At 39.6% G+C, this 13,448-nt stretch carries 10 protein-coding genes; 4 read left to right on the top strand and 6 right to left on the bottom strand.

The genetic code is table 11. The annotated features are described in order from the left end of the window. Positions 1–72: 72 nt before the first annotated feature. Positions 73–879, bottom strand: coding sequence for an enoyl-ACP reductase FabI (locus AC21OG_RS09555; RefSeq protein WP_487378079.1), 807 nt, complete (start codon positions 877–879; stop codon positions 73–75). Positions 880–1,202: 323 nt separating this feature from the next. Here AC21OG_RS09555 and folE point away from each other — a divergent pair, with 323 nt between their 5' ends. Next, positions 1,203–1,817 (top strand): GTP cyclohydrolase I FolE, encoded by a 615-nt coding sequence (gene folE / locus AC21OG_RS09550; RefSeq protein ID WP_486546645.1) that lies wholly within the window; start codon positions 1,203–1,205, stop codon positions 1,815–1,817. A 29-nt stretch (positions 1,818–1,846) separates the two neighbouring features. Here the strand turns inward: folE and AC21OG_RS09545 are convergent, their stop codons facing one another. The 5 genes from AC21OG_RS09545 to ppsR all read right to left on the bottom strand — a co-directional run bounded on the left by AC21OG_RS09545 (position 1,847) and on the right by ppsR (position 8,731). Beyond that, a complete protein-coding gene (locus tag AC21OG_RS09545; protein ID WP_487378078.1) occupies positions 1,847–3,550 on the bottom strand; it encodes an ABC transporter ATP-binding protein in 1,704 nt (567 codons plus the stop codon). A 143-nt stretch (positions 3,551–3,693) separates the two neighbouring features. Continuing rightward, a complete protein-coding gene (gene dusB, locus AC21OG_RS09540) occupies positions 3,694–4,728 on the bottom strand; it encodes a tRNA dihydrouridine synthase DusB (protein ID WP_487378077.1) in 1,035 nt (344 codons plus the stop codon). 186 nt (positions 4,729–4,914) lie between these two features. After that, a complete protein-coding gene (locus tag AC21OG_RS09535) occupies positions 4,915–5,340 on the bottom strand; it encodes an HIT family protein (protein ID WP_486546648.1) in 426 nt (141 codons plus the stop codon). A gap of 397 nt (positions 5,341–5,737) precedes the next feature. After that, positions 5,738–7,171, bottom strand: a complete 1,434-nt coding sequence (sthA, locus tag AC21OG_RS09530; protein WP_486546818.1) for a Si-specific NAD(P)(+) transhydrogenase — start codon at positions 7,169–7,171, stop codon at positions 5,738–5,740. 663 nt (positions 7,172–7,834) lie between these two features. Continuing rightward, a complete protein-coding gene (ppsR, locus tag AC21OG_RS09525; RefSeq protein ID WP_486546649.1) occupies positions 7,835–8,731 on the bottom strand; it encodes a posphoenolpyruvate synthetase regulatory kinase/phosphorylase PpsR in 897 nt (298 codons plus the stop codon). Positions 8,732–9,091: 360 nt separating this feature from the next. Here ppsR and ppsA point away from each other — a divergent pair, with 360 nt between their 5' ends. From ppsA to rpsT, 3 genes are all read left to right on the top strand, one after another. Continuing rightward, on the top strand, positions 9,092–11,482 hold the full coding sequence (gene ppsA / locus AC21OG_RS09520; protein ID WP_487378076.1) for a phosphoenolpyruvate synthase: 2,391 nt from the start codon (positions 9,092–9,094) through the stop codon (positions 11,480–11,482). A 248-nt stretch (positions 11,483–11,730) separates the two neighbouring features. Next, positions 11,731–12,612, top strand: a complete 882-nt coding sequence (locus AC21OG_RS09515; RefSeq protein WP_487378075.1) for an RDD family protein — start codon at positions 11,731–11,733, stop codon at positions 12,610–12,612. 501 nt (positions 12,613–13,113) lie between these two features. Continuing rightward, positions 13,114–13,380 carry a 30S ribosomal protein S20 gene (gene rpsT / locus AC21OG_RS09510; protein ID WP_486546652.1) on the top strand — a complete coding sequence of 89 codons (267 nt, stop codon included), beginning with the start codon at positions 13,114–13,116 and terminating at the stop codon, positions 13,378–13,380. The last annotated feature ends 68 nt before the right edge of the window (positions 13,381–13,448 follow it).

Here is a 13,448-nt window from a genome sequence, read left to right as displayed (position 1 = left end):
ACTATGACACCCATAGTGTATTTTTTTCTGTTTACTACTTTTGTTTAAATAATTTAATCTGGTTTTCAGTGTCTAATCTTCTTCTACTAAATGAAATAGCTGCTCACTAATAGCGACAGTATTAAACCCACCGTCAACAAATAATATTTCCCCTGTGATACCCGATGCCCAAGGGGACAATAAAAATAAAGCAGCGTTCGCCACTTCCATCTGATCAACATTTCGCTGTAAGGGTGCTATTTTGGCATTAATATCTAACATTTTACGAAACGACTTAATACCACTGGCTGCCAAAGTGCGAATAGGTCCTGCTGAAACGGCATTAACGCGAATGCCCTCGCCTCCTAATGATGTTGCTAGATAACGGACACTGGCCTCCAAGCTTGCTTTGGCCATCCCCATTACATTATAGTTAGGTAATACTGCAGTACTACCTTGATAAGTTAACGTTAGTAATGAGCCTTGACGTTTCGCCAGTAAAGGACGAGAGGCTTTGGCTAACGCCACAAAGCTATAGGCTGAGATATCATGAGCAATAGCACTGCCTTCTCGGGTGGTCACTTCCGTAAAATCACCATTAAGCTCTCCCGCAGGGGCAAACCCAATTGCATGTACCACCCCATCGATACCATCAGGCCAATGATCAAAAACTTGTTTAAAGCAGCTTTCTATTTCTGTATCTGAAGCGACATCACATTCCAGAACCATGTCGGCCTCAAACTTCTCAGCTGCCATGTCTACCCTTTTTTTCATTTTTTCATTGGGGTACGTTAATATTAAAGACGCCCCTTCCCGGTGTAATACTTCAGCAATCGCCCATGCAATAGATAATTTACTGGCAATCCCTGTCACGACAAATCGTTTTCCTTGCAACAACATAACTGGCTACTCCATTTATAATATATTGGTGATATACATATATTTTACCATGGCATCAACTTACCTCGGTTGTTTTAAATCTTATGCTATATATCTTTTACTTTTAATCTTGTTTAATTCTTAATCATTCATCAACTACTCAGTATCAGCCCCAATTAATAAATTAATAAGTAAATAAATGGAGACAACAACCTTCTATTTAAACTTTTTGCTGATTACAATAAAATACTCTGTTATTTTTAGACAATTTTTTGACAAAGACCTTTACAATTTATTTGTAGCCGTTAAGCTATAGCATTCTTTTATTTTGCTACTAAAAAAATATGTGTGATTCTAAATCTAATGCTTCAAATGACAATTTAGATCCTCGGCTTCCTAGCCCAGATCTATATTCAAAACTAATTGCCTCTACAGGCGAAGACTTGAGTCGCCCAGGGTTAATAGACACCCCAGTTCGTGCTGCCAAAGCATTTGGCTATTTAACCCAAGGCTATCACCAATCACTTCAAGAAGTGACAAATAATGCTGTATTTCCAACAGATAACTCTGAGCTAGTATTGGTGCACAATATTGAGTTTTATTCACTATGTGAGCATCATCTTCTGCCTTTTCAGGGAGTAGCTCATGTGGGCTACTTGCCAGATGGTAAAGTACTTGGCTTATCAAAAGTGGCTCGTATTATCGATATGTTCTCACGACGCTTGCAGATTCAGGAAAATCTTACTAAGCAGGTAGCTGAGGCCATTATGGAAGTGACTGAGTGCCGTGGTGTCGGTGTGGTAATGGACGCCTCGCATATGTGTATGATGATGCGCGGCGTTAGTAAACAGCTATCAAGTACCCGTACGGTCTCAATGTTGGGCGTTTATAAAACAGATATGCAAGCGCGAAGTGAGTTCTTGGCGGCGCTACCGCCCTCTAAACTGAGCGCATTGTAGTCAAATGCTTTTTTTATGTTAAACGGTCATTAAAGGATGAACGTATTACTTTGCACACTGGTATTGATCAATAATTTTGAATACGGGTGTTGCGGGTTTGCAAATAATTCTGTCGTACTTGCATACTCAATACACTTACCTGATTTCAATACCATAATATGTTGGCACAATGCTTGAACAACGTTCAAATCATGGCTAATAAATAAATAGCTAATACCAAATTTTTGCTGAATATCTCTTAACAGTTGTACCACGGCGACTTGAGTTGTGCTGTCCAAAGCAGAAGTCGGCTCATCTAAAATGATAACTTTTGGACGCATAATCAGGGCTCTAGCCAGCGCAATACGTTGTCTTTGACCACCAGATAGCTCATGGGGATAACGATGGGCTAGGCTTTCAGGTAGTTGAACCGTACCTAGTACCTCAAAAACAGCCTGCGCGCGCTCTAGTTTGCTAACCCCTTGTACCAGCAAGCCCTCTTCAATGATTTGCATGACCGTAAAGCGAGGATTGATACTGGCAAAAGGATCTTGGAACACCATTTGAATTTCAGAGCGGAATTGACGGAGTTGTCTATTGCTTAGGCTATTTATTTCTGTATTATCGATAACAATCTGACCATTTATCTTAGCTTGATTACTCAGCAATCGAGTTAAAGCCAATGCAACAGTCGTTTTTCCTGATCCTGACTCACCAACTAGACCCAGTGATCCACCGTAAGCCAATTTAAAGCTAATATTATCGACCGCTGGTACCCATTGATTGACTTTGCCGAATAAAGACTTTGTTGCAGGAAATGCCACTGACAGATTAGTGACCGCTAACACAGATTTTTTATCTGCCTCCGTGCTGATTTCTAGCGGTGTACCAAAATCATGGTTTATGAGTGATCGAGTATAGCGACTCTTCGGATTGGTAAATATATCGATACTCAGCCCTTGTTCGATGATCTTCCCTTGCTGCATCACAATAATTTGATCGCTATATCGACGTACTAAGTTTAAATCATGACTAATCAGCAGCATTGCCATACCATGTTTATCTTTAAGTTTGTCTAGCAGCTCTAGGACGTCATGTTGCAAGCTAACATCTAAAGCGGTAGTCGGCTCATCCGCTATCAATACATCTGGGTTTTGAGCCAATGCCATCGCAATCATCACACGTTGACGTTGACCGCCTGATAATTCATGAGGGTATCTGCTGAGTTTTGATTGGGGGTCTGTGATATTGACATCTTCAAGCAATTCGATAATACGCGCTTTAACTTGAGACTTAGGCGTGCCTTTTAAGCGTAAGCTTTCTGCTATCTGCTTACCCACTGTATGTAGTGGATTTAAGGCGGTCATTGGCTCTTGAAATATTACCGCAATTTTTGCGCCACGTATTTGTTTAAGCGTTTTCTCTCGTTTAATTTGTTTTTGAGCAAAACTATCTGTATTTTGCGCAACAGGCAGATTACCCACTCCTTCCAGCTTTACCTCACCTTGAACGGTTAAGCTCTCAGGCAATAGACCTAATAGGGCAAGACTTGAAATAGATTTTCCCGATCCGGATTCACCGACGATCGCTAACGTCTCACCACGACCAATCTGATAGGACAAGTCTTCAACTAAGGTTGCCTCTGTGCTTTGGATAGCAAGATGTGAGACACTAATTACTGGTTGCGTATTTGTACCATCATTAGTCGGTTTAGGTGTCAAATTAGGCTCGGGTCTGCTGGAGGATTCAAGCATTATAAGATCTCAAAGATGGGACTTCAGTAAAAGGCGACTTCAATAAGGGACTAAAATTGCAAACTTACGTTACTAATTAAGCCATAAGTTAAACCATAAGTTAAGCCTATTTTGAACACCCATAGCTTAATAGCTATCAAAAATTAATAACAGTGTTGATTGTCTTTAACTCGCTGAGATGACAAAAATTTCTCCACCACTTTATATTGTCCTGAAGTGGTTTCTTCACCATACATCGCTTGTCTAAAAGCATTTGAATCCTCAATACCTGAGGTGTACCACGCGATATGTTTACGTGCAATACGGCATCCCGAATATTCACCATAAAACGCATATAACTCTTCAAGATGACTGAGCACGATGTGCTTTAATTGTCCGATATTCGGAGCAGCAAGATGCTCTCCTGTTTGCAGGTAATGGGCGATATCACGAAATAACCAAGGCTGACCTTGCGCCGCACGACCAATCATCACAGCATCACATCCTGTTTTGTCAAAGACCTCAACTGCCTTTTGAGGACTGTCAATATCACCGTTAGCAATCACTGGAATATTGACCAATCTTTTTACTTCGCGGATGAGATCATAGCGGGCCTGCCCACCATACTTATCTTCACGAGTACGGCCATGAATTGCAATAGCGGCGATACCTGCCTCTTCGGCCCGTTTGGCAATTGTTAAGATATTTTCTTGACCATTCTCATAACCCAATCGGGTCTTAAGCGTTACCGGTACATCTACCGCTGCCACTGTGGCATCTAAAAGCCGCGCCACCAACTCTTCATCTTTCAATAACGCCGATCCTGCCAGTTTACGACATACCTTTTTAGCAGGACACCCCATATTAATATCAATGATTTGCGCGCCATTATTAACTTGATACTGAGCGGCCTCTGAGAGTTTATCAACATCCGCCCCGGCGATTTGAGCTGAAATGGGCGCAATTTCACCGTCAAAATTGGCTCTATACAGCGACTTCTTATGTGCATATAGCGTTGCATCTGCGGTCATCATTTCACTAACGGCATGACCGGCGCCAAACGACTTACACAGACGACGAAATGGATTGTCGGTTACGCCTGCCATAGGCGCTACCATAAGACGATTTTTGATCTTTAACTCGCCAATATACAAGGGCTGTAATAAGGGATGAGTGGTGTCAGATTTCTCTACAGTCATTTTAAGGAACCATTGATATTCAATCGGAAAGCATAAAGGCTTGTTTTATTACAACATAGGCTTGTGTTAATTAAAACAGCAAGCCCGTATTGTAAAGACTGTCTATTAAAACTCAAGTTATTAACACTCAAGTTAAAATAGAGTCTATTGAGATATGACTAATAATAGTTGCCTATCAGAACACGCTTATTCGATTGCTTCAGAAAGCTGCTTTGCTTGTTCGGCAAGTTCAGCCATATCAGCTTGCCCAGCGGCATGTTTTCCAAGCTCGTGAATACTTGAGGGAATAAGATGCACATGGTAATGAAACACAGTCTGTCCTGCTTCAGACCCATTCAATTGCATCTGTACAATACCTTGACGGTTAAACACTTTACGCTGAGCTTGCATTACTTTTTTTGCTGTCATTAACACAGCACTGGCGTATTCAGGCTCTAACTGACCTAGATCAACCGCTTGTTGTTTTGGAATTACCAGTACATGACCTTTAGCCTGAGGCATGATATCCATAAAGGCAAGGGTTTTGTCATCTTCATATACCTTATGACAAGGGATGTCACCTTTTAGCATTTTAGCAAATACATTATTTTCATCATACGTCTGGGTTGTCATTATTAAATCCTTATTTGTGTATCCTTGGTGTTTATAGAGAACTTGAACTTGTCTCATGAAATAGGAGTAATTGACTTTCTTCTTCCGTTATTCAACACTAACCTATTCTAACTTGCAAGTTTTAAAGTCGCTATAGAAAATATTGAACCTTAGTCGTCTTTAGTAATATTTATAGTCGGCGAACTTATAAAGAGTCACGGCGTTAACCTCGTTAAGCCTACTCCAGGAGTACTTGCACTCGGTTTCCTTGTGACTAATTTAAGGTTCTTTGACTATAGTTAATTTAAATTATATTTCGAAAATAACGACAATAAAAAAAGGACCACAGGGTTGCAGTCCTTATTAAAAAAGTATCATTTAATTGATCACTAAATAATACTTTTTAGGATCAATGGCATTAGAATACTCGGTTCAATCCATTGAGAGCTGCCACACGATAAGCCTCTGCCATGGTTGGGTAGTTGAAGGTAGTATTCACAAAGTACTCAAGCGTATTACCACATTTCATAACGGCTTGACCAATGTGAATAATCTCGGAGGCATGGTTACCATAACAATGGATACCTAAGATTTCTAAGGTTTCTCGGTGGAACAAAATCTTCAAGACACCCGTACGCTCCCCTATAATTTGCGCACGTGCTAGGTGTTTAAAGAAGGCTTGACCCACTTCATAAGGGACATGTTCATCAGTCAGCTCTTGTTCCGTTTTTCCAATACAGGAAATTTCAGGAATAGTATAGATACCTGTTGGGACGCTAGATACTGGCTCTGCATCTTCCTCACCTACCATAAAGGCGGCAGCACAGCGACCCTGGTCATACGCTGCGGAGGCTAACGAGGGCCAGCCAATAACATCACCGGCTGCATAGATATTATCCACATCCGTACGATAGGTGTCGTCTACTTTAAGTTGCCCACGACTATTTGCCTTCAGTCCAACGGCTTCTAAATTGAGGCTTTCTGTATTACCTGACCGACCATTACACCAAAGAATTGCGTCAGACTTGATAATTTTTCCACTTTTTAAATAAAGGACGACATAGTCATCATAAGTTTCAAGTCTATCAATCTCTTCGTTGTTTCTAACCAATACCCCAAACTGACGGAAGTCATGCGATAAAGCATCACTAATCTCATTATCAAGATAACTTAACAGCTGACCTTTATTATTGATTAAATCAACTTTATATCCTAAACCTGTGAAAATAGAGGCGTACTCACAGCCAATAACACCAGCACCATAAATAATTATCTTTTTAACCACATAATCCATCTGCAAGATTTTATCAGAATCAAATACACGAGGATGTTCAAAGTCTAACAAGTCAGGACGGTATGGGCGACTACCTACCGTAATAATAGCTTTATTAAAGGTGATGGTTTCGTAGCCTAGACCATCACCCAACTCAATTTTAATAGTATGTTTATCAATAAAGCTTGCCCAACCATGACGTACTTCAATTTGATTACGCTCATAAAAGCGTGTGTGCGTCTCTACTTGACTACGTACCACTTTACGCGCATTGGTGAGAACTTTATTGAGAGGTACTTGGTAGTAATCAAGTCCTTGAGAAAACAAAGGATCTCGGCGATAGTTGATTAGGTTAAATACCGATTGACGTAGGGCTTTACTAGGGATAGTTCCGACATGCGCTGAGTTACCACCGACTTGAGTACGCGGATCTACAACCACGACTTTCTTACCTGATTTTGCCAGCTTCATAGCTGCCGCTTCACCACCAGGTCCCGCTCCTATCACGACTGCATCATATTCATAGTCATGATTGTCATTTTTGATACGCTTTGAGTCTCTTGTAAATCCTGAGTTAATGCGAATACGATTATTGTCGAGCGGACTAATCAAATTGGGATGGTAAATGTTATCACTTAAAGAGGCTGTCTTGCCCAATTGCTTAGAAGATTTAGTATCTGATGAATTTGTGTTTGAGGTATCATCACTATCTAGAGGATCGTTTTGATTGGATACTTCGGTATTTTCATTGTCGTCTTTAATATCGTTGGTTTCATCACCTTTACGTTTCTTTGACATATTATCCTCTTTAGTATTTCGACTGGTTTAGGGTGTTATCGACTACAAACTCAAATAACTAAAACTTGAGGTAGTTAACAAACCTCAACATTCAAGACATTAGCACGTCATTAACAAGTTATTAGAAGCCGTTATAGATCGTATAAACTGTCACATTAAGTTATAAAATCGTTTAAAAAAACCACTCTTGAACACCCTCTTCTTGGGCAGCATTATATCAAGTTAGCCTCATAACGTCATGACTAAAGCCCCCAGAATGACATTAAAACAACTGTTTGTTGCTATTTATATTTTTTATTAATATAGAAACGACATTCTTTATCCAATACTATCTTTGTCAGACACTACGCTATAGCGAAATCAAAGGGGTATCTTATTCTAAGCGCTATATGATTCTAAGCTCTATATGATTCTAAGCGCTATCTAAGCTATCCAACTTTCAATCTACCCAATTCTGCGTTTTAGTCCAGTAATTTGTAAGATACGCGTGGCGATTTCTTCAACGGACATCTCTGAGACATTTAAACTTGGAATGCCTTGGGTCATATATATGGCTTGAATAGCGCGTTGCTCCTCTTCACACTGTTTATAGCTAGCATAGCGACTACCCGCTCGGCGCTCTTGTCTAATCTTTTGCAAACGTTCTGTATCTATAATTAACCCAAACAACTTATTCCGATGGGGCTGCAAAGCTTTAGGCAGTTGATTGTCAAATAGGTCATCTTCAGTAAGGGGGTAGTTTGCGGCTCGAATACCAAACTGCAAGGCAAGATATAAGGAAGTCGGCGTTTTTCCTGATCGTGAAACCCCAATCAGAATGATATCTGCCATATCATAGTGACGTGTTCGTGCGCCATCATCATTGTCTAACGCAAAATGTACGGCATCAATACGTGATTTATAAGTTTCAGAATCAACATTATCATGGGCATGGCCTGAATGAGCATCTGGCTCAACACCAATTTCATCTGTAATACGGCCAATCAATCCTTCATACATATCTAGATTACAGGCTTGAGCTGAGTTAATAATCTCACGAATATCAGGGTTTACAATAGTGTCAAATACCAAGGGTAAAATACCAGTGTCCTGATAAGCCTTATTAATATGGGTGACTGCTATTTGTGCAGCCTCAATAGTATCAACATAAGGAATAACACGCGTTTCAAAAGGCACACTTGCAAACTGACTTAATATAGAACGACCTAATGTCTCCGCAGTAATCGCTGTACCATCTGAGATAAAAAAAGCGACACGTAGCACTTGATCTTTATCAACGGATAGTGCACTACGATTTTGTATCGTTGGCTTGGCTGATAAAGTCTTAACTAAATTTTCCATAAATTTCCTTAAGAAGATAAGAAGCTTTTTAGCTACATAAGTTTCGTTACATTGTTTTTATTAAAGAGTGGAGTATATAAAAGATAAAAAATTTATATGTTGTGTCTTATTTTAACATTTTAAAGACCGAACATCATGGACGCATATTCTTTTAAGATGTTATAGTTTTTTAGCACTAAGGATAATATGGTTTTAAAACTCGTATTTTGATTTTTATTCTCATCAGATTTACAAAGTTTAATTAGGACTGCATAGTCATAGCTTTCAACCTTCGAATTGTAAAAAAAACCAGTTATCCATACACAATTTTTCAAAATGACGGTATAATTTAAAAAAATAACCTTATTTCTTGGAGTTATCATGACAGCACCGCAAGTTATTACCCTTGACAAGTTAGGCAAAAATGACGTCGAGACCGTCGGCGGTAAAAACGCCTCATTAGGCGAAATGATTAGCCACTTATCAGACTTAGGGGTTAGTGTTCCTGGCGGGTTCGCCACAACTGCTAATGCCTTTAATAACTTTCTAACTGAGACTGGTCTTTTAAACAAAATTAACGATGAGCTTAAAAACTTAGATGTTAACGATGTTAAAAAATTAACGGAGACTGGTGAGAAAATCCGTAACTGGATTATTGAACAAGAACTGCCTCAATCTCTTGAAAAAGAAATTCGTGAGGCTTTTGACATTATGAGTGGTGGTGATGATATCGCGGTTGCTGTTCGCTCTTCGGCGACAGCAGAGGATTTGCCAGATGCATCCTTTGCAGGTCAACAAGAAACCTACTTAAATATTCGCGGCATTGAAAATGTACTGATCGCTATTAAGGAGGTTTTCTCCTCTTTATATAATGATCGTGCCATTGCCTACCGTGTACATCAAGGCTTTGAGCATGCAGGCGTTGCCCTTTCTGCGGGTGTACAGCGTATGGTTCGCTCTGAAACTGGCGCCTCTGGTGTCATGTTTACGTTAGATACTGAAAGTGGATTTGATGAAGTTGTATTCATTACCTCAAGCTATGGCTTGGGTGAAATGGTCGTTCAGGGCGCTGTCAACCCTGACGAATTTTACTTATCTAAAGCGTTGTTAGCTGACAACAGACCAGCTGTTATACGTCGTAATCTAGGTAGTAAACATCAGAAGATGATCTATGGTGAAGAAGGTAGCACCACGCGCTCAGTAAAAATCGTTGATGTTGATAAACAAGAACGCAACCAGTTCTCATTGACCACTGAAGAGCTAACTGAACTTGCCAAACAAGCGCTAACCATTGAGAAGCATTATGGCCAACCAATGGATATCGAGTGGGCTAAAGATGGTGATACTGGTGAGCTATTCATCGTTCAGGCACGTCCAGAAACGGTGAAAAGCCGTCAAGATCGTAACGTTATGGAACGTTATTTAATCCAAAGTAAAGATGCCAAAATCCTATGTGAAGGTCGTTCAATTGGTCAACGCGTCGGCGCAGGCAAAGTCCGTGTTGTCAATAGCATCCATGAGATGGATAAAGTGGAAGCAGGTGATGTATTGGTATCCGACATGACAGACCCAGACTGGGAACCTGTTATGAAACGTGCCTCTGCGATCATTACTAACCGTGGAGGACGTACCTGTCACGCGGCTATTATTGCTCGTGAGCTTGGGGTTCCTGCTATCGTTGGTTGTGGTAATGCTACTGAAGTACTGACCGATGGTCAAGAAGTGACGGCCTCATGTGCTGAAGGTGATTCCGGCTTTATCTATGAAGGTATTCTAGACTATGAAGTTAAGAGTAGCTCAATTGACGCCATGCCTGAGCTTCCGTTCAAAATCATGATGAATGTCGGCAACCCTGATCGCGCCTTTGCTTTTGCACAAATTCCAAATGCTGGTGTGGGTCTTGCTCGTTTAGAGTTCATCATAAATCGTATGATCGGTGTGCATCCTAAAGCATTGCTTAATATGAATACCCTACCTCGTGAAGTTTCACAAGCTATTAACGAGCGAATTGCAGGCTATGCCTCTCCAGTAGACTTTTATATCGATAAGCTGGTTGAAGGTATTTCAACTCTAGCTGTTGCCTTTAGAAGACAGCCTGTGATTGTGCGTATGTCTGACTTTAAGTCTAATGAATATGCTAACTTAATTGGCGGTAAGCTATACGAGCCTTCTGAAGAAAACCCAATGTTAGGTTTCCGTGGTGCAAGCCGTTATGTATCTGAAAACTTCCGCGATTGTTTTGATTTAGAGTGTCGTGCGCTTAAACGTGTTCGTAATGATATGGGTCTAACTAATGTCAAAATTATGATTCCGTTTGTTCGTACCACTGAAGAAGCTAGACAAGTCATTGAAATCCTCGAAAGCAATGGTTTAAAACGTGGTGAAAACGGTCTTGAAATCATCATGATGTGTGAGCTCCCGACCAATGCCCTACTTGCTGAAGAGTTTCTACAGTACTTCGATGGCTTCTCTATTGGTTCCAACGATTTAACCCAATTAACCCTTGGATTAGACCGAGATTCAGGTATCGTATCTCACCTATTTGATGAGCGTGATGCAGCGGTTAAAAAGCTTCTATCAATGGCTATTTCAGAGTGCCGAAAACAAAACAAATATGTCGGCATCTGTGGTCAAGGACCCTCTGATCATCCTGACTTAGCATACTGGTTAATGGAACAAGGTATTGACTCTGTGTCACTTAACCCTGACTCAGTACTTGATACTTGGATGTTCTTAGCGGATGATACCAATGCTAAAACAAAAGCTAAGTAATCCGCTTAAAGACCGTTTCATTTAATGTCATATACTATGATTTTTAGGTAAAAAAATCATGGCAGCGACCACAATTATCAAGTTATTTGATTATTGTGGTCGTTTTATTTCATAATAAAAATAAGATTGAACCTTATAACTTAAGTGTTTACTATAATGTTTACCCGTTCTAAACTAATCTTAAACCATCAGTTTAGTGGTTCATTTACTTAAGTAATGGCTTTAATTTTAAAAAGGTTATAATTTCAATGCAAATTTACCTCGCAAGAAACCAAGTCCAAGCAGGTCCATATACGCTCACACAGTTAAATAATATGTTGGCAAATGGGCAAGTGGATATGAATGATCTTATGTGGCACGAAGGGATGACTCAGTGGCAACCGGTTGGTGAGATGACCAAAGGTCAGCTTTATTACAATCCTAATGGCGCTCCTTCAACTAATACGTCTTCAAACCGAGTGACTGTTGCTGAGCTTTATGGCAAACCAGAACCAGAAAAACAAGAACCAGCAAAAAAGGGGACTGACTCTCATTCAAGTTCATCGCCTTTTAGCATTAATAATAAGCCCATTGTCAAAGCTACGTCCATTTCAAAAAACAAGGTTAATGCTTTAGCGAGTGTCTTGAAACGTCTGTTAGCTGCTTTGTTGAATTTTATTTTGTTCTCTTTAACCTTAATTCCAATTAGCTCTAACATAAACCCTGACGAAGTTTATGCGTTACTTGAGAACCAAGTTGAACAAACCGTTATCTTTAGGAACTTATTGAACTCAACCCCTGAACATTTGTTAATTATGTCAGGTGTATTAGCAGCAGCTTTACTTGTTGTTCAAGCGATATTGTTAGCAAAAAGAGGTCAAAGCATTGGTAAACTGGTGACAGGTATTCGTGTTGTCGATAAGAGAACCAACAAATTAGCCTCAACGAATGTTGTTCTTATACGTGCGTTATTAACCAGTGTCATCTATTATCTAACCCCTTTTGGATTGATTGTTATCGTGGCTGACTTCGTAACAATGGTATTAAATAAAGATAAGCAAAGTTTGCACGATAAACTTGCTAAAACCATTGTAGTAAAGGCTGATCCAAGTCAACTTGAAAACAACCCTAAAGCAAATCATATTAAATAACTAACTATTTACTCCGTTTAGATTGTATTTATAGACTTAATTTGTTAATATTACCCGCTTTAATTTGCACTCTAATTTTGCACTAAATTATGATATTCCAATTTAGTGCGACAGACACAATCATTAGATATTTATATTATCTGATATTGGATATTGAAAGTTACTTATTATTTAAAGTCATTTAATATGGTAAGTTTCAATGGATAGGTTGCAACCTAGAATGGCTGCTCTAGTTTGATGTAACCTTGTGTCATATAACGATTATGTTCGCCAATGGATAGTCTCAGATCCATCCTGGCTTTAGTGAACAAACTAATTGCCAACGTGGCTTATCTTTATGCACATCATAGCAATTTAGTTTGGTTTTATTACACAGATAGAATTTTGCGTCAATTAGTTTTTGCTTTTAACAGAATTTGCTTTAAACTATTGATTTTTATATTCTTCAGTATTTATTACTGAGACCTAATTTAGTAATTCAACTCTACCAAGGAGACATCCGTGGCTAACTCAGCACAAGCTCGTAAACGCGCTCGTCAAAACAACACTCGTCGTCAGCATGCTGCATCTCAGCGCTCAATGATTCGTACTTATATGAAGAAAGTAGATTCGGCTATCGCTTCTGGTGATTATGATGCTGCTACTGAAGCTTATAATAAAGCAGTACCTGTTATTGATCGTATGGCTGACAAAGGTGTTATTCATAAGAACAAAGCAGCTCGTCGTAAGAGCCGTTATAACAAAGCAATTAAAGCGCTAAAAGCTTAATTGTCACGTTATAGTACCCTCTGAAACTATATATAAGGCGTTGAAGCACTACAGACTGTAGTATCAAC

The organism is Psychrobacter sp. CX5 (assembly GCF_057621535.2).
Note: the sequence above shows the minus strand (reverse complement) of the source record. Positions and strands in the feature narration are given on the sequence as shown.

What these genes read in the sequence shown, in the direction of transcription:
- AC21OG_RS09545 (WP_487378078.1), bottom strand. Translation starts at nt 3,550, where the DNA reads ATGCTTGAATCCTCCAGCAGACCCGAGCCTAATTTGACACCTAAACCG.
- ppsA (WP_487378076.1), top strand. Translation starts at nt 9,092, where the DNA reads ATGACAGCACCGCAAGTTATTACCCTTGACAAGTTAGGCAAAAATGAC.
- ppsR (WP_486546649.1), bottom strand. Translation starts at nt 8,731, where the DNA reads ATGGAAAATTTAGTTAAGACTTTATCAGCCAAGCCAACGATACAAAAT.
- AC21OG_RS09535 (WP_486546648.1), bottom strand. Translation starts at nt 5,340, where the DNA reads ATGACAACCCAGACGTATGATGAAAATAATGTATTTGCTAAAATGCTA.
- AC21OG_RS09555 (WP_487378079.1), bottom strand. Translation starts at nt 879, where the DNA reads ATGTTGTTGCAAGGAAAACGATTTGTCGTGACAGGGATTGCCAGTAAA.
- dusB (WP_487378077.1), bottom strand. Translation starts at nt 4,728, where the DNA reads ATGACTGTAGAGAAATCTGACACCACTCATCCCTTATTACAGCCCTTG.
- AC21OG_RS09515 (WP_487378075.1), top strand. Translation starts at nt 11,731, where the DNA reads ATGCAAATTTACCTCGCAAGAAACCAAGTCCAAGCAGGTCCATATACG.
- folE (WP_486546645.1), top strand. Translation starts at nt 1,203, where the DNA reads ATGTGTGATTCTAAATCTAATGCTTCAAATGACAATTTAGATCCTCGG.